Annotated in this window: 15 protein-coding genes and 2 pseudogenes; 6 read left to right on the top strand and 11 right to left on the bottom strand. The window is 47.4% G+C overall.

Features of this window, described 5'->3' with window-relative positions; translation table 11 throughout:
* Positions 1–163: 163 nt before the first annotated feature.
* The 5 genes and pseudogenes from QZ135_RS11975 to QZ135_RS11955 all read right to left on the bottom strand — a co-directional run bounded on the left by QZ135_RS11975 (position 164) and on the right by QZ135_RS11955 (position 4885).
* Complete coding sequence (locus QZ135_RS11975) at positions 164–1651, bottom strand: Fic family protein (protein WP_294609253.1); 1488 nt, start codon at positions 1649–1651, stop codon at positions 164–166.
* 182 nt (positions 1652–1833) lie between these two features.
* Positions 1834–2844, bottom strand: coding sequence for an amidohydrolase family protein (locus QZ135_RS11970; protein ID WP_294609252.1), 1011 nt, complete (start codon positions 2842–2844; stop codon positions 1834–1836).
* 1 nt (position 2845) lies between these two features.
* Positions 2846–3328 carry a flavodoxin gene (locus QZ135_RS11965; protein WP_074435140.1) on the bottom strand — a complete coding sequence of 161 codons (483 nt, stop codon included), beginning with the start codon at positions 3326–3328 and terminating at the stop codon, positions 2846–2848.
* Between the two features lie 107 nt (positions 3329–3435).
* Positions 3436–3918: pseudogene (locus QZ135_RS11960) on the bottom strand (cupin domain-containing protein); the annotation flags it as partial.
* Between the two features lie 22 nt (positions 3919–3940).
* Positions 3941–4885: an aldo/keto reductase gene (locus QZ135_RS11955; protein WP_044266906.1), complete on the bottom strand. Its 945-nt coding sequence runs from the start codon at positions 4883–4885 to the stop codon at positions 3941–3943.
* Positions 4886–5053: 168 nt separating this feature from the next.
* Here QZ135_RS11955 and QZ135_RS11950 point away from each other — a divergent pair, with 168 nt between their 5' ends.
* Complete coding sequence (locus QZ135_RS11950) at positions 5054–5947, top strand: AraC family transcriptional regulator (RefSeq protein ID WP_044266909.1); 894 nt, start codon at positions 5054–5056, stop codon at positions 5945–5947.
* A 116-nt stretch (positions 5948–6063) separates the two neighbouring features.
* Here the strand turns inward: QZ135_RS11950 and QZ135_RS11945 are convergent.
* Positions 6064–6279, bottom strand: a pseudogene (locus QZ135_RS11945) (carboxypeptidase-like regulatory domain-containing protein); the annotation flags it as partial.
* 569 nt (positions 6280–6848) lie between these two features.
* Here QZ135_RS11945 and QZ135_RS11940 point away from each other — a divergent pair.
* The 5 genes from QZ135_RS11940 (at position 6849) to QZ135_RS11920 (ending at position 13261) form a co-directional block, all read left to right on the top strand.
* Positions 6849–7337 (top strand): pyridoxamine 5'-phosphate oxidase family protein, encoded by a 489-nt coding sequence (locus QZ135_RS11940; RefSeq protein ID WP_052356279.1) that lies wholly within the window; start codon positions 6849–6851, stop codon positions 7335–7337.
* A gap of 108 nt (positions 7338–7445) precedes the next feature.
* Positions 7446–10472 (top strand): SusC/RagA family TonB-linked outer membrane protein, encoded by a 3027-nt coding sequence (locus QZ135_RS11935; protein WP_294609264.1) that lies wholly within the window; start codon positions 7446–7448, stop codon positions 10470–10472.
* A 19-nt stretch (positions 10473–10491) separates the two neighbouring features.
* Positions 10492–12000 (top strand): SusD/RagB family nutrient-binding outer membrane lipoprotein, encoded by a 1509-nt coding sequence (locus tag QZ135_RS11930; RefSeq protein WP_294609250.1) that lies wholly within the window; start codon positions 10492–10494, stop codon positions 11998–12000.
* Between the two features lie 35 nt (positions 12001–12035).
* Positions 12036–12740 (top strand): BT_2262 family domain-containing protein, encoded by a 705-nt coding sequence (locus tag QZ135_RS11925; protein WP_294609249.1) that lies wholly within the window; start codon positions 12036–12038, stop codon positions 12738–12740.
* A gap of 5 nt (positions 12741–12745) precedes the next feature.
* On the top strand, positions 12746–13261 hold the full coding sequence (locus QZ135_RS11920) for a lipid-binding protein (RefSeq protein ID WP_294609248.1): 516 nt from the start codon (positions 12746–12748) through the stop codon (positions 13259–13261).
* A gap of 399 nt (positions 13262–13660) precedes the next feature.
* Here the strand turns inward: QZ135_RS11920 and QZ135_RS11915 are convergent, their stop codons facing one another.
* The 5 genes from QZ135_RS11915 to QZ135_RS11895 all read right to left on the bottom strand — a co-directional run bounded on the left by QZ135_RS11915 (position 13661) and on the right by QZ135_RS11895 (position 19833).
* Positions 13661–14458, bottom strand: a complete 798-nt coding sequence (locus QZ135_RS11915) for a DNA-binding domain-containing protein (RefSeq protein WP_294609247.1) — start codon at positions 14456–14458, stop codon at positions 13661–13663.
* 219 nt (positions 14459–14677) lie between these two features.
* Positions 14678–15646 (bottom strand): DUF362 domain-containing protein, encoded by a 969-nt coding sequence (locus QZ135_RS11910; RefSeq protein WP_044266921.1) that lies wholly within the window; start codon positions 15644–15646, stop codon positions 14678–14680.
* A 14-nt stretch (positions 15647–15660) separates the two neighbouring features.
* Positions 15661–17496 carry a TonB-dependent receptor gene (locus QZ135_RS11905; RefSeq protein ID WP_294609262.1) on the bottom strand — a complete coding sequence of 612 codons (1836 nt, stop codon included), beginning with the start codon at positions 17494–17496 and terminating at the stop codon, positions 15661–15663.
* A gap of 237 nt (positions 17497–17733) precedes the next feature.
* Positions 17734–18897 carry an iron-containing alcohol dehydrogenase gene (locus QZ135_RS11900; RefSeq protein WP_294609245.1) on the bottom strand — a complete coding sequence of 388 codons (1164 nt, stop codon included), beginning with the start codon at positions 18895–18897 and terminating at the stop codon, positions 17734–17736.
* A gap of 39 nt (positions 18898–18936) precedes the next feature.
* Positions 18937–19833, bottom strand: coding sequence for an alpha/beta hydrolase family protein (locus QZ135_RS11895; RefSeq protein WP_294609260.1), 897 nt, complete (start codon positions 19831–19833; stop codon positions 18937–18939).
* Between the last annotated feature and the right edge of the window lie 109 nt (positions 19834–19942).

The following is a 19942-nucleotide window of genomic DNA, read 5'->3' as shown; positions in this document are numbered from 1 at the left end:
CCGCACAAGCGGAACATCTTTTACGGGCAAGGACGTAAAAATCTTCAATTTAGCGGAATCAGGAAGGAGGGAAATCTGAGTTATATCGTACTTTCTTGTACACTTTCGAATAAAGAGTGCGGTTCCTTATCGCGGATTTCTTGCCTGTGTTTATCAAGTGCCATCATAATATTGTTCTGTCGATAATTTGTAATTTAGCCTGTGAAGGTTCATCATAGGCATTGCAAGTTGCAAGGTAATTTTTCAGCTCAGTAAAATCTGTACCATAGAGATTGTCGCTGAACAGGTGTAATTTGGTCATAACATTGATATATGCCAACGGATCTTTATGGCGGGTAAGTTTACGCAACGCAAGAATATAATCTTCCCGAAACACAGTCGGAACGATGATTCTTGACTGGTCCGCACGGACAAATTCGGCATTCATCATCACACGGGCTATACGGCCATTGCCATCATTGAATGGGTGTACCTCGCTAATCATGAACATCATGAATATAGCCTTTGCAAAAGGATCTGTAAGTGCCGAGTAATATTTGAATCCCTGCGACAAAGTGCCCTTTACTAACTGGAAATCGACAAATTCAGTCTGCCCGGCCCGGTTATTCCGCATCTTAAAGACACCGGGACTCATGTGTGGCCGCCCTTCAAGCAGCACAGTGTGCCTATGGCTCAATATGGAAAAAAGTTCATCCGGAGAAGTCGGGGTACGCATCATTTCAGCCCGGTTGGACAAAATCTTGAATGTGCCGAGAATATCATGCGAATCCTCATCACGTCTCGGCATCGGTATTCCTGAATCAACGATTTCTTTGGCTTCCTCAATATCAAATTCAGTTCCTTCTATGTAGTTTGAAAAATAACTTTCAAAGAATGAAAACAGGCGGAATGACTCTTCATCGGTATTCCGGTTGTTTCTGATGACAAAATACCTGTCTTTGATGGTGTCAAACAGGATTTCAAAGAGTTCCACCCGCTTTGCATCGAAAGGACTTCCGGTTGCACGAGCCTTTGCTGATTCCGTGGACAACGCTTCCGCATCATGGGTAGACAACAATGCTGAGATTATGTTATTGATTTTAGCAAATTCATTAGTCATTCCCAATTCATTGGCCACTTCACGCAGTTCATCACGATATTCATTCAACCGGTCTTCACCGCCAGTTAGAAGCAGTTGTTCTAATTTTGTTTCAATAACTTCGATAGGAAGAACCCTTGATTCGTCTCCCGACTTCCGTGATACCTGCATATTCTCAAGCATATACCGAAATTCTCCGGATATGTGCATACCCATAAAAGGAATATCTTTGGCAATCGCTTGGGGACCCTTGGCAAAATTCAGAATGATGCCCGGCAAATCTGTGACACGACGGGTGGTAGAACTTGTCAAAAAGAAATCCCCGCTTGGGGTCGGGCGCATTTCTTTGGCACTCCTATGGCTGATTAAGGCATTGGGATAGCGATATGCCAGAATCTCCATGAGATTGCGGCGTACTATATTCTCCGGATTGTCTATAAGGTTACTGGTATATATACGGGGAGCTATTTTCCGTAGCTCTCCATTTTTCTCCTTGTTTGAAAGGACACGCGAAACATTCGGGTCAGATGAGCCGAATATGATTTCCTTTTGAGTATCTATTCTTATTGCCATACAAAAAACAACGATTAATGATGCGCAAAGGTACAATTTCTTGCGACTAAAACACTCAATCTGATAAAAAATTGAGTTTAATCATTGAATACCCGTGAAATTCCCGACATTGCACCTGCGGCAAACAGAGCGGAAGCAGATACTGATTTTATAAAATTCCCGCGATCCATAATGGTACGGTTTTAATCTTTTTGTTTGAACAGCCTCCGCGCATTGCCGCCCAGCATCCCCTCGGCATACGGCATCAGTTCCGCATCCTGATGCAGATAGCCTTTGATGCGTTTCAACACTCCGACCAACGCCGCATTGGGCACAAAGCCATAGTCGGAACCATACATCACGTGGTCGGGCGTGGTAATGGTGAGCAGCATTTTCAGCATATCGGGAGTGGGACCGCCTGCCAAGTCATAATAGAGGTTGGCCAGATTCCGGTCAACATCCACCTGACGCATCAGCCCTTGCTTGACGAGCAACGGTTGCGCAGCCCGAAGCCTCGGCAAGGCGATGGGCAGGAACGAACCACTGTGCGGCACCACGAACTTGATGTCGGGATAGCGCACCATGACGTTGTTTTCTATCATGTTGATTACCGCACGGGTGGTCTCCGCCGGATATTCATAGACGAAAATCGGTCCTCCGGTGAAAGTGCTTTCGGGACGTTGTGCCGGAGTATGCGGATGCAGAATGACTACTGCCTTGCGTGCATTCAACACCTCCATCAGCGGATCCAGAGCCTTGTCGCCCAAATATTGTCCGCGACTGTTGGTAGCCAGTTTGATGCCGTCCGCATGAAGGGTATCAAGGGCATAGACGGCTTCGCGGATAGCAACCTGCACATCAGGCAGCGGCAACGAAGCGCAGAACAGGAACTTGCCCGGATATTCCGCCTTTGCACGGGCGGCTTCCTCATTGATGGAGCGGATGCAACGACGGCTTTCTTCCGCATCGCCGAAATAAGGTTGCGGAGAGGGCATGGAGAGCACGGCACAGTCAATGCCAGCCTCCTGCATGAAAGCCAGGTGCTTTTCCACACTCCACTCCGGAAGCGGATAGCCGTCTTCCAACTCCGCGCCATGCTGCCGGAGCAGTTGCATATAGTTGTCGGTCACGATATGCGAGTGTACGTCCATCACCTTTTGCGCCATAGCGTTTGTGACAAAGAACCATGCCATGATTATGAATCCGTATTTCATGTTATTTGATTTTAGTGAGCCATTCGGCAAGTGAACTCTTATCGACACGTCCGTTCAGTAGTTTTCCGGTTTTCCATTCCATTTGCGGATATGCCTTGCGCAATGCTTTCTCACTGTTCGTCAGACTGCTGCCTCCGGAAGTGGCAAAGGGAACAACCGACTTGCCTTTGAAGTCGTAGCTTTCCAAGAATGTATTGATAATGGTAGGCGCAAGATCCCACCAAATGGGGAATCCTACAAAAACAGTCTCATACTGCCCCATGCCTGCAACCTTTGAGGCTATTGCCGGACGCGAAGACTTGTCTTTCATCTCCACCGAACTGCGGCTGTTCTTATTGTTCCAGTTCAAATCCGCAGAAGTATAAGGCTTCGCCGGTTGGATTTCATAGAGGTCGGCATCCATGGCTTGCGCCAGTTTTTGCGCCGCACTTTTCGTTGTACCAGTACAAGAAAAGTAAGCTACCAAAATCTTCTTTGCATTCACGTTTTTCTTGTTTTGTGCCGTTGCTCCCATCGTACAGACAAGAGCAAGTAGGGCTAATAATAATTTCTTCATATCTTTCCGCTTCTCGTTATTAGTGGTTATTTATTCTTCGTTGCTTCGGCGTACTCCTTGTCTGTAACGGGATTCAACCAAGCATTCTTATTCGTCTGCGGATTACATTCCACAGCCAAGTGGGAAAACCATGAATCGGGAGCTGCGCCATGCCAATGTTCTACACCTGGTGCTATTTCCACCACATCACCCGGGTTCAGTCGGCGAGCCGGCTTCCCTTTCTCCTGATAATAACCTACACCGCCTACGGCTATAAGAATCTGCCCTCCGGTGTGACTGTGCCAACTGTTGCGGCAACCCGGTTCGAAGGTGACATTATAGACAGGTACATTCAGGTTCTTGTTGGAGGTCAACGGAGCAAGCCATGACTTGCCCGTGAAATGTTGCTGGAATCCTACGTTTTCATTGCCGGTAGGAAATGCGCTGATGGTCGGTACTTCGTTTTTCATGTTCTGGGCGTTAAGACTGATGCCCACCGAAAAGGCAGCTATCAGCAGGAATAATGTTTTCTTCTTCATACATTCTTTAATTAAGGGTGAATTATATCATGGGATGTTCCCAAGACCCTTTGGTATCTACACCGGTCTTTGCAGCCAAGTTTTCCAAGAGAGCCATTTCCTCGCCCGTCAGGCTGATAGAGGCGGCTGCCACCGTTTCGGCGATGTATTTCGTCTTGGTCACACCGATGATGGGCAACGTGTGTTTGGCAATGGCCCATGCTATCGCTATCTGCGAAATCGTGGCTTTACGCCTTTCAGCCATCAGCCTCATGGCTGCGAGCAATAAGTCCACTTGCGGCAATATCTTGTTGTAGGTTTCGCCACGTCCGCTGCCTTGCGGCAAAGGATTGCCAGAATTGTATTTGCCCGTCAGCACGCCCTGCTCCAGCACCATGTAGGCGAAGAACACTATATCATTCTCCTTGCAGTAATCGAGGATTCCGGCTTCTTCCGATGACCGGTAAAGCAAGCTGAAATGATTCTGAACAGCAGAAACCTTAAACCCTTCGACCCCGAGAATCTCATTGGCACGTTTCAGCTCCGCAAGGTTATGATTGGATACACCCACGCTCTTTACTTTGCCGGTTTTCAAGAGAGTAATCAGTTCGGGAGTCCACCGCTCCACATCAGCAGGATTGTGAATCCAGTAAATGTCTATGTAATCCGTACCGAAACGCTTTAGTGATGCGTCGCACATCTGCTCCATAGAGTCACCGTACATTCCGGCTATCTGCGGAGTAAATTTAGTGGAGATAATCACCTCTTCACGGTTGTACTGTTTTGTGAAAGTGCCGAGTATTTCTTCCGATGCGCCCATACCGTAAACGGTGGCTGTGTCCCACAGATTCAGACCATTCTTCATAGCCTCTTCAAACACGGGTTTCAAGTCTTCTGCCTCAAGATGATTCCCGAATACTTGGTCGCCACCGGCGGCACCCGTGCCCCACGACCATGTTCCTAATGCAATAGTTGGATACTTTTTCATTGTGATTCACCATATTATTTTTGATATTGCAAAATTAGGAGGTTTCAATCACTTGACTGCTATACCAATTACTGAACGATTGACCATTTTTACGGATTATTACCTCTGACATATTATATTCATAATAAATCCATTACCTTTGCCACAGAAACCAATTGGAGATAAAAAATGGAAGAGATTATAAGGATTGATACGATTCACCAATATAATGAATATATGGGAGTGGAGACGTTGCATCCACTAGTCAGCGTGGTAAATATGTCGGAATGCACGCCACGGGAATTTCACCGCATCAACTACGGGCTGTATTGCATCTTTCTGAAAAACGTGGCATGCGGTCCGTTGCGCTACGGCATCAACTACTACGACTATCAAGACGGGACAATTGTGGCAGTGGCCCCGGGACAGATTTTCGGAGTGGAAAGCAACGAACCTATCCAGCCCAAAGGATGGGCGTTGGTTTTTCATCCGGACTTACTCTATGGAACAGAATTGGGACGTACCTTGAAAGACTATACATTTTTCTCGTATGATGCCAATGAAGCCCTCCATATATCCGAGAAAGAGCGTGAAATCATTGAACAATGCTTCAACAATATTCTTATCGAGCTGAACAGGGAAATAGACGCACACACCAACAGTCTTGTAGCCCGGAGCATAGGCATGCTGCTGGACTATTGCATGCGCTTTTATGACCGGCAGTTCATCACCCGGCATAGAGCGAACAGTGATATTTTGAGCCGTTTTGAGAATGTGCTCACCGACTACCTGCTTTCCGATCGTCCCCGCCAATTGGGTTTGCCTACCGTGTCTTATTGCGCAGATAAAGTTTTCCTATCGCCCAATTATTTCGGAGACTTAATAAAAAAAGAGACTGGAAAGACGGCACAAGAATACATTCAACTGAAAATAATAGACCGGGCTAAACAATTATTGGCGGAAGGCATACTGTCTGTTAATGAAATCGCTGAAGAACTGGGCTTTAAATATTCTACTCACTTCACCCGACTGTTTAAGAAAAGTGTCGGTATTTCTCCAACGGAATATCGGTTGAGCTGTTAGACAAGAAAATTATTTGTGTTAAAACACTCCATATACGGGCATTACCCTCTGCGACATGTCTGTAGCAGGGTATTTTTCTTATTAAAGAGAAAATAAATTCATCTCTAATTCCGCCAAGTTCTGGCTGTACTTGGTACACCGGAGATTGAGAACTTGCCATCAATATCAGTTACAGTTCCCAAAGAGGTGCCTTGCACTAATACTGATGCCCCTACAACAGGCTCTCCATCTTCCTCGGAAGTCACAACCCCCGAAACGGTAGATGTCTGAGCTGTTACAAAACCTATACTCATACAGAGACAGGTCAACAACAACATTAATTTTCTTTTCATAAATTCTCTCTTAAAATTAACCTATTAAAACTTGTTTCATCTCTAACACGCCGCAAAGGTATTTAACTTATTTAAATATCAAAAAGAAAAAGAGACAAATATATCTTACTTCTTTCCTTTTTAACGTTTAAATGTCTTTTGGATAGTTATTCGTTGTTATACAAATCATTTTATCGCATTTATATAGTAAACTATAAGATTATTGTACTTTCTCATTCTGCCGATAAAACAAAGCATTTCATAGATATTTTCTAGAAATACTGTATCAATATGTTATTCTACAGCCACATATTTTTACAATTATTATAAACCTGATGGCCGAAATATACTTGCACTGCCTACAAGTTCTGCCCACACGGAAATGCTCTCAGGTGAGGGTGACGGGTAGCAAAAGAGTAACACATCTACGTGCTTGCTCCAGGTTGTCATGGAGAAGTAACTAAGAAGACCGGGTAAAGATAATAAAAGGAGGAAAAAGCGAAAAATCATCTCTTTTCGGGAAATTGTAATATTTCTGACAGAAAAAGACCAAAAGAATATTTTTCTTTGCACTCCAAAACAGACTATATATGATATACAATAATGAAAGTGTCAGACGACAAGACCGCTTGCTGGAAGAAGCAAATGCATATACCTTGTTGAAAGATGGCGAATATGGGGTTCTCTCGTTACAAGAAGAAAGCGGCAAGGGAGCTTACGGCATTCCCGTCAATTTCGTTTGGGATGGAGAGAACTTCATCTACATACATTGTGCCCCCGAAGGGCATAAGCTTCGTTGCATCTCCAGGTGTCCTGAAGTATCATTCTGCGTTGTAGGGCAGACAAATGTGGTGGCTAACAAATTCACCACCGGTTATGAAAGCCTCGTGCTAACCTGCCACGCCCAAACCGGACTCTCTGCCGAAGAGCGCATGCACGCATTGAAACTGATTTTGCAAAAGTACTCGCCTAATGACCTGACGGTGGGGAACAAGTATGCCGAGAAATCTTTTCACCGTACGGAAGTCATCCGTTTACAGATAACGAGCTTTACGGGGAAGTGCAAGCGGGTACATTGATCATATCATAAACCTCCATACCCTTTTGCGTAAATGTGATAAAAGTCTTATATAGTGACAGAAATTCATCCTACTAAGGTATAAACCGATTTTTGAAACAGTACCAATATATCAAGTACAGCCAGTACTATGCGTGTTTCGTTCGTAGGAATGCAACAGCAAGAAGTTCCGATTAAGCAGGGCTTGATAAAAATCACTTTGAAGTCGGATGCCGAATTGCTGGACGAGGTAGTCGTGACGGCAATGGGTATTTCGCGTTCAGAAAAGACATTGGGATATTCCGCCACTACGGTGAAGAGTGACGAGATTATCAGTGCACGTACAACGAACGTTGCCAATGCACTTTCCGGCAAGGTGGCCGGCCTCCAGGTAAGTTCCACTTCATCTGATCCGGGTGCGGTAAGCAATATCGTTATCCGTGGTTTCAGTTCCATCAATGGTGACAACCAGCCGCTGTATGTAGTGGACGGAGTACCTTTGCAGAACAATATGTTCTCCGGTTCCGGCAAGAATGTGGCGACGGGCGGCATTGGCAATGTATCTTCGGAAGACATAGAGTCCATGACCGTGTTGAAAGGTGCCGCCGCCACCGCATTGTATGGTAGCCGTGCCGCCAACGGTGTCATCATCATTACCACAAAAACCGGCAAGAAGGGAGACGGCCGCAATTTTTCCATCAGCTATAATGGAAGCTTGCAGGCACGCCAAGTCTCTCTGTTGCCCGAAATGCAGAACGAGTTCGGACAAGGATGGAACGGTGGCCAGACATTCATCGAGAATGGTTCCTGGGGGCCTGCCCTTGACGGATCCATGCAAGTATATGGTCCTATCTGGAACCATCAGCAACTCATCCACGAGTATAGCGCCAAGAAAGACAATGTGAAAGATTTCTTTGATTTGGGCTGGTCTCAAAACCACAGCATTGCGCTGAGCGGCGTTTCCAGTGACAGCAAGATGAACTACTATCTTTCTTATTCTTACTCTGATGATGACGGTATCATGCCGAAAGACTATGATACCTTTGAACGTAACACCGTCGCTTTCCGTGGCAGTTATGATGCTGCCGAGTGGCTGAAGGTATCTTCTTCTCTTAACTTTGCACGCACGGCTACCGATGCCGTCGGCAGCTTTCAGGGAACTTCCGTCATCGACGGTGTATTTGAAATGCCGCGTGACATTTCCATTGTAGATATGAAGGATACCAGTTCGCCTTTCAATACTCCGGAAGCCTATTTCACTCCTTATGGTGTCACCAACCCTTATTGGGCGTTGGAGAACAACTACAACCATACAGCCTCCAAGCAGATTTATGGTAAGGTTCAGGCGGACATCAAACCTATCAAGGAATTGACGCTTTCTTACCGTATGGGATTTGACTACACGGACTATGACGTAAAGATTGGTTCTCCGCAGATTGCACTGGATGATGCCTTGATTGACGAGGATTATGGCTATGCACCTTCCAACATGAACCAGAGTGGATATGTATATACACGTTATGGACGCCATTTGGAATTGAACCATGATTTCCTTGCCAACTATGCCGATAAGTTCCTAAATGATAAGCTCGATGTGAACGTGAATGCCGGTATCAACATGAACGAGCGCTCTTTTACCAGAATGACCGGACAGACGGATGATTTGACTTTCCATACCGGATTCTGGGATTTGAGCAACGGTGCCACGAAAACTACCCTTGGAGAAAACCAAAACAAGCGCCGCTTGGTGGGTCTCTTTGGAGATATTACTCTGGGCTGGGACGATATGGTTTATTTGAACCTGACTGCCCGTAACGACTGGTCTTCCACATTGCCCATCGACAAGAATAGTTTCTTCTATCCGGGCGCTACATTAAGCTGGATTTTCACAAGGCTTATTCCAGAAAACAAAGTGCTCAGTTTCGGTAAGTTGCGTCTGGCATACGGTAAAACGGGTAATGATGCTGACCCTTATCAGACGGGAGTCACCTACATTCAAGGTACAGCAAATGGCTATTATGGAAGTGGTGTAGCACAATTCCCGATGAATGGCGCAAATGCATTCCAGGCTTCCAACACGAAGGGCAGTTCTACGCTGAAACCGGAAATGACATCTGAATTTGAAGTCGGCTTGAACCTGCAGTTCTTCAACGGTCGCTTGGGGCTTGACGCCTCCTACTATAACCGTACTACAAACGACCAGATATTTACATTACCGGTTGACCCTTCAACGGGTTATAGCTACATGGTGACCAACTTCGGTAAAGTTCGCAACAGTGGCGTTGAGCTGGTATTGAATACGGTACCTGTCCAGACAAAAGACTTTCGCTGGAATTTAGACTTCAACTTTGCCAAGAACGACAATAAAGTCATAGAATTGCCCGAAAGCCTGGAGGGCGGCAGGGTTTCTATCTATAATTTTTCTGCAGGAAACGATGCAATCTATATGTATGCGGAAGAAGGCAAGGCGATGGGACAGTTCTATACTTATCTGCCCAAATATACGGAAGATGGACAGCCCATTGTGGATGCCAACGGTCAACCGGTATTGGGTACTGCGGTTGAAGATACCGGAAAGAATATGAACAACGACTGGACTGCCGGTGTAAACACGGCCTTTACCTACAAAGGCTTCACACTAAGTGCCGCGCTCGATATCCGCAAAGGCGGTTACATGTTCTCACGCACCAAAAACCTGATGCAGTTTACCGGCAACGGAATCGCCACCACTTACAACGGTCGCCGTCCGTTCGTCATTCCCAATTCCGTGGTGGACAATGGAGACGGCACTTATTCGGAGAACACTACACCTATCTACCAGTATAACGGCAGCTATCAGACTTACTTCAACGACTATGGATATGGTGCCGGTGGCGAAGCTTACTTGATTGACCGTTCTTTCGTTAAGTTGCGCAACATCAGCCTGACTTGGGATGTACCCAAGACTTGGGTACGTGCCATGTCATTGAGCGGTTTGGCACTGACCGTGTTCTGCAATAACGTATTCACATGGACGGCTTCGGACAATAATTTTGTCGATCCTGAATCAACCACCGTTTCCCAGGCTACTTACGGTGATTTGGCTACTCAGTTCGGTGAACTTTACACCAACCCGTCTTGCCGTACATTCGGATGCAGCCTTAGCGTTAAATTCTAAAAAACAGGAGAAATCAGATATGAAAAGAATATTGCTTATATCAACTATTACATTGAGTGTAGCTTTTGCTTCCTGCGACAGTTACTTAGACATCAATGAAGACCCGAACTCGCCTTCGGCAGACAACATCGAGACCGGTATGCTGATGCCGGCCATCGAAATGAACGTGGCAGCAAGCTACGGTGACTTCCTGCGCATTGCCGGCGGTTATCATGCACAGCAGTATGCCCAGCTGAACGGCACGAGCAATTATGTGGACTATTCACAGTTCAACATGTCCGCCACCCGCAGTAGCGGCACTTATACACAGTTCAACCAGAAGGCGCTGCTGAACCTGAAAACAGTGCGTGAGAAGTCGGAAGCAGCTGAAGATTGGGGGACTTATCTGGCTGCCACTATCTTGCGTGCTTTTGTTTATGAAGCTTTGGTGGACTGCTACGGTGAGGTGCCTTATACGGAAGCTCTCAATCCTGATAACCTTGCTCCGAAATATGATGATGGACAAGCGGTTTATGAAGGGGTAATTGCCGAGATAGACGCGGCCCTTGCCAACGTGTCAAGTTCAAGTCCGGTTTGTACCAACTTCCTTTATCCGTCTGCCACGGCAAGCCAATGGATACGGTTTGCCAATGCCCTGAAGCTGAAAATGCTGATGCGTATGGCTGACGTAAGGAATGTGCAAACTGAAGTTGCCGCTTTGATTGCCGACAATAATTTCCCCACGGCTGACGTAAGCTATGTGGACTGCTGGAGTAATGAACCCGGACAGATGAATCCCTTCTACTCAGAGGAATTCAGTTCTGCTTGGGGATCTACCCAGACAAACGTTGCCGCCAATCTGGCCATCATCGGAACCATGCAGGTAAAAGATGCCGAGGACAACATCGTATATCAGGATCCGCGCCTCGCCGCATTCTTTGCACCGAACAGTACGGGAGCCTATATCGGCGGTATTTCCGGTACAAACTACCCCGGATCTACGAGCAAGTTGCAAGACTGGTGTCGTCCGGTAGTAAACTATAATTCTCCTGTTTGCCTGATATCAGTGGCCGAAGTAGAGTTCTTCATTGCTGAATACTATGCACGCTATGGAACGGAAACCGAGGCCGCCGCGCACTATGCCGCAGCAGTGGAAGCTTCGTTTGCATCGGCAGGTGTCAGTGGCGCTGCTGAATATGTAACCCGCTATCCCTACGACCACAGCAACTACAAGCAAAGCATCGGTCTTGCCAAATGGGTGGCACTGTCCGGTATCAACACCTTTGAGGCATGGTGCGAGATGCGCCGTCTGGACTATCCGACTTTTGGGACAGCCAAAGGCAGCGATTTCTATTCTGTGGGCGACGAAAACTCCTACAATGTATCGACGTATGTGCCCGGAACACTTTATACCCCTATTCAGGTATTCGGACAAGTGGGTGACAACAAGCTGCTGGAGCGTTATCCGTATGCAGAAAGCTCTTCTGCCCGTAACCCCAATACACCGGCATTTCCGGGTTATACGTCACCCGTATTTTGGGGCAAGTAATCTATCATTTCAATATGCATAAATTGAACAGAACAATGAAAAGTAAACTAATATATTTAATGATGATCGCGATGGTTGTTGTTTCGATGGCCGGTTGCGATGATGAAAGTACGGCAGGCATGACCCGCATCACGTACTATCCCGAACTGACGCTGGAAGGCGCGACGACTCTTTATCTGGATAAAGGGAATACTTTTGCCGACCCAGGATATACTGCCACACTGAATGGAGAGGATGTGACGGATGATGTAAAGGTGACATCCAATGTAAATACCGCCAACTCGGGCGTATATTCTATCAGCTATTCCATTACAAATGCTGACGGTTTTGCGTCCACCGCTTCACGCACAGTTATCGTTACTGATCCGGCAGATGCAGTAGAAGGCGTTTATGACGTAGATCCGACAAGTTATCGACTTCGTGCCGGTGCCCAAGTGGCATACGGAGGCAGTTATACTGTCTTGATATTGAACAAGGGTGACGGCACTTATAGCATTGACGACCTGCTGGCCGGATGGTATTGTGTACGTGCGAACTATGGCACAAGATATGCCATGCAGGGCACAATTACCGTTTCCGATGGTGTGGTGTCTTTAGTAAACAGCTATATAGACGGTTGGGGCGACTCCGCCACCAGCCTGACCGACGGAACATTTGACGCGGCTACCGGAACGATGGTCTACAACCTTGAGTACACTGATACTCCGATGAATTTTTATGTAACAATGTATAAGAGATAATGAGTATGAAAAGAGCAATATATGTATTGATGATGGTCGCAGGCCTTGCATTGACTTCCTGCGAAAAGGACGAGGTGGGTGGCACTGCCACTCAATCCTTGGCCGGAGAATGGGTAGTGACGGTAGATGCCGTGGATGCAAACGGAGAAACCGTGATTGAGGATCCCTTTGACAGTGGGCATATTATGATGAATACCTATAATACGGCAGCCAATACGGCAACGGAAATGTGGGTGGATGATTTGACTAACTTCTGGGAGTTTAAGGTAAAAGTGAAAGCCGACACCCAAACATTGACTTTCGCCACTGAAGGTGCTGCACAGAATGCGGTTTATGACTGCAAGGTGACGATTGACGGAGGAAAAGTCTTGCTGAAAGCCGCCACTACCCCAAGTGGTATGCCGGCTGACAGCATTGTCTTCTACGTAGGTTTTGACGACGATGATAATCCCGCTGCATACGGATATGCCAAATACAAAGTGTCCGGCTACCGCTATACCGGTCTTGCCGCTGACAACTGATGAACTTGGACTTTCCCGGAGGATTTCTCTCCCCAATGAATAAGATGAAAGATTATAATAACAAATGCTCACTTTTGCACACATCATCTGTCTGAAGTTGAGATTTGCAATCAGTTTCTTACTCTAATTAAGAAACAACGCGGGACACCTTCGTGAGAAGTTGTCCCGTTTTCGTGTCATATAGTCCCTGATAATAGGTACGCCATCCGTAACAGGCTTGATACGGCACCCGTATTAGGCTTGATACGGCATCCGTATTAGACTTGATACGGCACCCGTATAAGACTTAATACGACACCCGTATAAATGCGAATACGGTAGGCGTATCAAAAGTGAATGCGCCTGCCGTACATCATGATGGGATGGAATGCCCCGTCTCGGCCTCTGTCCCTTGCTTGTTTATCCCAGCGGATTTTCTTCCAGGCCACCGTCCGGACCACCCGAAGTTCCGCCACCGCCTGCGGGAGCCGTACCGATGTAGATGGTCTTCTCCACCGAGCGCGGAGACTTCAACTGTTGCTTGCTATTGCCGCCATACTGCGTGGTGAGCTTCAACGTATAAGTGCCGTTGCCGAGGTTGGCGGGAATGATGAAAGTGACCTTCGACGGGTCGTTCATCACATAGAGATCGTCCGTAATCTTAGTGACGGTGCCGCCGGCGGACGTCAGCGTGATGCCTACCGCGGCATCCGTACCGGCTACCCTGATTTTGCTGCCCGTCAGCGTGAAGGCGCGCCCGGCAGTGGCGCTTGCATCCTGCGCACGGGTGGAAGCATCCGTCACGCCGCCGATATAGATGGCCGAGCCTTTCTCACCGATGATGTTGACGGTGGTGCGCTTGATGGCCTCGCGCAGTTCGGCACCCATCTGGAAATTCACCACGATAGAGTTCTTCTGCGGATTCCACTGCGAGTTCTCGATAACACCGCGGAAGGCGGTGCTGGCATACGTGATGCCGTCGTTCACGTTGATGCCGCTCAGCAGCAGGCGTTTCACCACGCGGTTGCGCAGGGCAAAGACGTGCTGGATGGTTTCTTCGCGAAGACCGGAGTCTTCGGCTTTCATTTCGGCGATGATACGCGCTTCGTCGGCGGTGCCGTTGGAGACGGGGACGAGGATCATGTCTTCCTTGTTATCCACCGTAACAGCGTTGTCGGCCAACTGGCCGTTCATCTGATACTTGATTTCTTCTGCCATTGTTTTTGGTATTGATGTAAATGAATAAAAAGCCCTGCGCTTCTCCTCTCGCTGTCGGCAGGCAATGCCGACGGATGAAGAAGGCAGGGCGGTTAATTATTTTACGAAGGTAGGTGAATAGTGAAGTACTACGGGCATGTATTAGGGTAAAAAAAGTACAAATCCTACCTGCACATCAATTTCACAGCAAGAAGCCGGTAGCTTCCGGATATCCTCGTATCACTTATCCAACTTAACCAGTTCATATTTCTGGCTGCCAAGTCCCAGTTGCTCCGCATATTCCAGATTGTGCATTCCATTGCGTGAGTCAATACGCTCGATAAGATGAATCTTTCCGTGATCCTCCGAATTGCGAACCATGTCGATGCATGCACGGTCCAAAGCAACCGGATCGAGAGAGGCCAGAATACCGATGTCACCCATCTTCGGGTCTTCCGGTTTGGCTACGCAATCACAGTCAACGGACAGATTGTTGGCTACACTGATATACAGAATCTTATCCCCAGCATGGTCGATGATGGCTTTGGAAGCCTCCGCCATCGCTTCCTGGAAAATATCCTGATGAGGAAGATCATTCCATACATCCTTTTGGCTCAGAGTCTTTCCGGCAGAGTGAATCAACGCTTTTCCACGAGAGGAAGCAATGCCGATGGAAATATTCTTCAGCGCGCCGCCAAAGCCCGCCATAGGATGGCCTTTGAAATGCGACAATACCACTGTGAAGTCATAGTTCAAGAAGTTCTTTCCAACCAGATCTTCTTTCAGGTGCTTTCCACCCTTCACCGGCAGGGATACATCGCCGTCCACATCCATGATGTCCACCGGAGCAATGGCTGTAAAGCCGTGTTCCTCGGCAGCTTTCAGATTGTCTTTAGCATTGGTGCGTCCACCACCATAAGCCGTATTGCACTCTACGATAGTACCGTTCACTTTCTTGACCAACGCTCTAATAAGATTCGGATCAAGATGGTAGTTATTACCCGGCTCGCCCGTAGAAAGCTTGACGGCAACCTTGCCTTCAGCCTTGCGTCCAAGCGCTTCATAAATCTTCACCAAGTTCTCCGATGAGATTTCCTTGAAGAAATACACCTTAGGCAATTCCGCCTTTTCCGTTTGCTGCGCATTAGCACAATGTGTTCCTGCCAGCATACAAGCACATGCAGAAAGCGTCATAATCATCTTTTTCATTCTTCGTTATTCATTTAGAAATTAATATTCAGTCCTGCCATCACCGTAGCACGAGGCATCGGGTATCCGGCATTGATTTCATACTTTTGTGCAAGCAGGTTCTCTCCGCGCAACCACACGGCGACTCCTTTGGCTGCCCGATACGAGCCACGGATATTCCACAAGGTGAAGTTCTCTTTCACTTCAGGCGAGGTGGAAGTGTAAAGTCCCGCAAGGTGCTGCACACCGGTCGATAGCGACCAACGCCCCTGCGTGTAATTCACCCCGGCATAAAGTTTCTGTTCAGGCGCGGCAACCACCGGATTCTCCATGTGCAGGAAACTGTAATTGGCATCGACAGACCATGCCACGTTGATGCGGTAAGCTGTTTGCAGTTCAAATCCCGAATGGTAGATTTTACCGGAGTTCTGGTTCAGCCGTCCGCTGCCATTGGGGTTGGGCAAGGTCAGAATTAAGTTCTCACCGTCTATATAGAAAACGTTGATGCCGTATGACAACCGCCCGTCCAATAAGCGCTGCGACAAAGCCAGTTCATAATTCCACATACGTTCCGGAGCAAGGTCGGGATTCTGCGGAGGAAACATATACATCTCCCTGATAGTGGGATAACGGAACCCCTTACTTACAGAAGCCTTCAGTTCCATGGCACCCGGCAGGTGAAACGAAAGGCCGGCTTGCGGAACCCACTCCGTACCGATGCGCGAATGATGGTCGATACGTACCCCGGCATCGAATGTCAGCCAAGCGCCTACATCCTGACGGAAATCAACATATCCGGCTACTTCATTCTCGGCCTTATCCACAATATCGGAACGTTTTCCGTCCAGATATTTATTCCAGGCCTCGCCTCCGAAACGAAAGTAATCCGCACCCACCGTCAGCCGGTTGCCCTCAAAGAGCCGGGCACTCTGATACCACGATACCCCCATCATATTATCAAGCGAATTGAAACGATAGTCCAATGGTTCCTCCCCTTTCTTCGGATTGTAGCCGTCGTTTATCCAGTGCTTTCCCCAATTGTAGAAGAAACTCAGTGCGCCGGATGTCCGGTCGGAGTGGTTTTCGAGTGCAAAAGAGGTCATACCCCGCGTCACACGCTGGTCGGCATCCAGCAAAGGAGCAGTTACCGCGCCGGGTTGGGAAGCATTGAAATGCGTCAGGTTTATATCTGCCCGTACATTCCATACCTCTGAAAAATCATAGCCTAACTTGGAATAACCTCCGTACTGTTCGAAGTTCATATCATGGCGGTGCCCGTCAGTACGATTGTACGAACCGCTGACAACGCTTGAGAAGCGTCCTTTACGAATGCGGTTCGTCACCTCTGTTTCCAACGTGTTGTAAGAACCGTAACCGATATTGACTCCAGTTTTTATACCGTCTTCCTGCATCCGGCGGGTAACGATGTTGATGACACCACCCATCGCATTCGAGCCGTAAAGCATGGAAGCAGGCCCCCGTAACACCTCCACACGCTCAGCCATCAACGACTGATAAGCGTCTGAAATAGGATGCCCGAACATGCCCATGTATTGCGGATGTCCGTCAATGAGGGCCATAAGCCGTCCGGAACCGCCACTGAGCCCACGCAACGAAATGCCTCCCGCCGCACCTCCTGAAACTCCATACCCCAGTACACCGCGGGCGGTAGTAAACAAACCGGGTATCTGTTCGGTAAGGATAGGCAACAGCGCAGGCTGATGGGCCTGTTCTATTCTTGCCCGGTTTATGACTGAAACAGTCTGTGACAAATGACGGACATCCGTCTCGTTACGAGTACCCGTAACTACCACTTCATCCAATGAATAAGCCCTCTGAGACGAAAGCGTATCTGAAACGATTTCCCGCATGTTGCCTGCGGCTGTTCTCTGCGCCCTGCATATAACAGTAGAGAAGAGACCGACAGCGATTGCTGCCGTAACAATAAATTGATTTCTCATCCTTTTTCTTTCTGATAGTTGATAGTCCCGTTTTCTCTTGTCGCTGACTTGTGTTTCTCTTGTCGCTGACTCGACATCGCCTTGTCGCTGACTCGGCACAGACTTGTCGAAGACGCGGGAAAACGGGTATGCCCGATATATCCTGAATTATTTAAACGAACGCTCGTAGATTCCTAAATAGTCTTCATCACTCAAAGGTAGCGGATCCGCTGTCAAATCACCACCCAAAACTTCATGGATATGCTTTGGCCAAGCCTTGATTTCCTCTTTTGTAATCCCCGCATCACTCATCTTCAAGCCCTTGCAGCCCACAGCCTCAATAAGGTTGTCAAGTGCACGGATAAAGTCTTTTCCATCCTGAGGGTTTTCCACTCCCATCGCACGGGCCATTTTCTTCATAGGCTCTTCGGCTGCCTGCCGTTCAGCGAAGAAGTTGAAGTATTCATGGCTTATCATAATCAACCCCGCACCGTGCGCCAGCCCTTCATGATACGAACCCATCACATGCTCCATGGTGTGCTGCGAAGTGCAGAGCATATAGTAACCCGCCAGTGAGTTGGCAAGAGCCATATTGGCACGGGCTTCTTTATTGGCACCGTCCTGGCAGGCAACAGGCAGGTTCTTTGCAATCAGTTCTATCGCTTTCAATGCAAACATCTCACCCATCGGATGCTCTTTAGTGTTGATAACACTCTCGGCTGCATGAAAAAACGCATCCATCCCTTGATAGGCAGTGAACACGGGAGGAACACTCATCATCAAGTCCGAATCGACTACCGAGATTGTCGGAAACATGGAAATGTCGAACACGCCAGTCTTCTCCTTCAGTTCGTCATTGGAAATCACAGAGAACATATCCACTTCCGAGCCTGTCCCTGCACTGGTGGTAATGGCAACCAGCGGAGCGCCCGGATTCCTGAACGGCTGATGACCGCCCTTTGCCGAAAAGGCATAATCCCAAAGATCACCGTCATTCACCATCATCAGAGCGATACATTTGCTTGCATCCATCACCGAACCGCCACCAAGGGCTACAACAAAGTCGCAACCATTCTCTTTGGCCATCCTTGCGCCGTCCATCACATTGTCCTTTGTAGGATTCGGGCGGATTTCATCAAAGAGTACGTGCTCCACATTCGCTTGGTCAAGTTCATTCCTTACTGCCGCCAGATAACCGTATTTCTTGGTGCTTTGCCCGTTGGACGTTACGATCAGCGCCTTTTTGCCCGGCATCTGTTCCCAATGCAAGTTCTTTAACTGCCCTGCCCCGAAAAGCACCTTCGTAGGCATATAAAATTGAAAATTGTACATGATATAATGTTTTAATTGGTTATTCAAATGAGTTTCAAATCATAAATTATCGGGTACAGAAAGCAACCTATTATAAATCAACTGCCTCTCGTAGACATGCTTCCCCCTGAAATAATCGGAAAAGAACAAAAGTTGGAAACCGATGGAATTGCTCCAATAGTCATTATTATGAATGCCCGGACGCGCAATGTAATCATGCTTGATATTACGATTGACCATTTCCTGATGTAATCTCTCATTCGCAGAATAAAAGAAATCTTCAGTTCCACAATCCAGTATAATGGACAAGCCCGCCCCTATCAAATGTAACTGATTGATAATACAATGCTCTTTCCACAAATCGCTATTCTCTTTGTATGCACCAAGCACCTTTTTGATTTCCCATTTATCCGGAAATGGACAGATATCCACTCCGCCACTTGTAGCCCCACATGCTCCAAATACATTCTGATGGTGGATGGCCAGCCACATGGCTCCATAGCCTCCCATGCTAAAACCCGTAATAGCCCGTCCTTTATTCTCCCTTCTGGTCTTGTAGTGGTTGTCTATATACTCTACCAGCTCTTCAGCCACATACGTTTCAAACTTTGATTCCGGATTTATTGGACTGTCCAGATACCAGGAAGCCTCTCCGTCGGGGCAAACGATAATCAACTCATACCGAGTGGCAAGTTCCGGCAATTCCGGATTTATTTTAAGCCATGCTTTATAATCCTCACTATATCCATGAAGCAAATATACCACCGGTAAATCATTCATTCCATTGTAACCGGCAGGAAGGATAACCATATTTTTTATATCTTTATTCATCGACCGGCTGCGAACAGTTATCGTGTCAATAGTCTGAGCTTGCAGCCATCCAAGGCTAAGAAACAAAACAAAGAATGTAAACGAGATCCTCCGCAGAACATTCTGTTTCCTAACTAAATAGCTCATGTTAGCAACATGGTTGTATTGATTCGTCAAATCAAATGTTCTTCGATATGCCTCCATCATTTTGCTGTCAAAAATGTATGGAGTTCCATCTTCAAGTCTATTACTCATA

Origin of the sequence: uncultured Bacteroides sp., assembly GCF_905207245.1 — a bacterium.
Taxonomy (GTDB): Bacteria; Bacteroidota; Bacteroidia; order Bacteroidales; family Bacteroidaceae; genus Bacteroides.
The sequence above is the reverse complement of the archived record's forward strand: the minus strand, read 5'-3'. Positions and strand labels throughout refer to the sequence as shown.

Bases quoted from the DNA above. Each gene is read 5' to 3' on its own strand.
- QZ135_RS11925 (WP_294609249.1), top strand. From the start codon at position 12,036: ATGAAAAGTAAACTAATATATTTAATGATGATCGCGATGGTTGTTGTT.
- QZ135_RS11930 (WP_294609250.1), top strand. From the start codon at position 10,492: ATGAAAAGAATATTGCTTATATCAACTATTACATTGAGTGTAGCTTTT.
- QZ135_RS11915 (WP_294609247.1), bottom strand. From the start codon at position 14,458: ATGGCAGAAGAAATCAAGTATCAGATGAACGGCCAGTTGGCCGACAAC.
- QZ135_RS11895 (WP_294609260.1), bottom strand. From the start codon at position 19,833: ATGAGCTATTTAGTTAGGAAACAGAATGTTCTGCGGAGGATCTCGTTT.
- QZ135_RS11975 (WP_294609253.1), bottom strand. From the start codon at position 1,651: ATGGCAATAAGAATAGATACTCAAAAGGAAATCATATTCGGCTCATCT.
- QZ135_RS11900 (WP_294609245.1), bottom strand. From the start codon at position 18,897: ATGTACAATTTTCAATTTTATATGCCTACGAAGGTGCTTTTCGGGGCA.
- QZ135_RS11970 (WP_294609252.1), bottom strand. From the start codon at position 2,844: ATGAAATACGGATTCATAATCATGGCATGGTTCTTTGTCACAAACGCT.
- QZ135_RS11950 (WP_044266909.1), top strand. From the start codon at position 5,054: ATGGAAGAGATTATAAGGATTGATACGATTCACCAATATAATGAATAT.
- QZ135_RS11940 (WP_052356279.1), top strand. From the start codon at position 6,849: ATGATATACAATAATGAAAGTGTCAGACGACAAGACCGCTTGCTGGAA.
- QZ135_RS11955 (WP_044266906.1), bottom strand. From the start codon at position 4,885: ATGAAAAAGTATCCAACTATTGCATTAGGAACATGGTCGTGGGGCACG.
- QZ135_RS11905 (WP_294609262.1), bottom strand. From the start codon at position 17,496: ATGCGGGAAATCGTTTCAGATACGCTTTCGTCTCAGAGGGCTTATTCA.
- QZ135_RS11920 (WP_294609248.1), top strand. From the start codon at position 12,746: ATGAAAAGAGCAATATATGTATTGATGATGGTCGCAGGCCTTGCATTG.
- QZ135_RS11910 (WP_044266921.1), bottom strand. From the start codon at position 15,646: ATGAAAAAGATGATTATGACGCTTTCTGCATGTGCTTGTATGCTGGCA.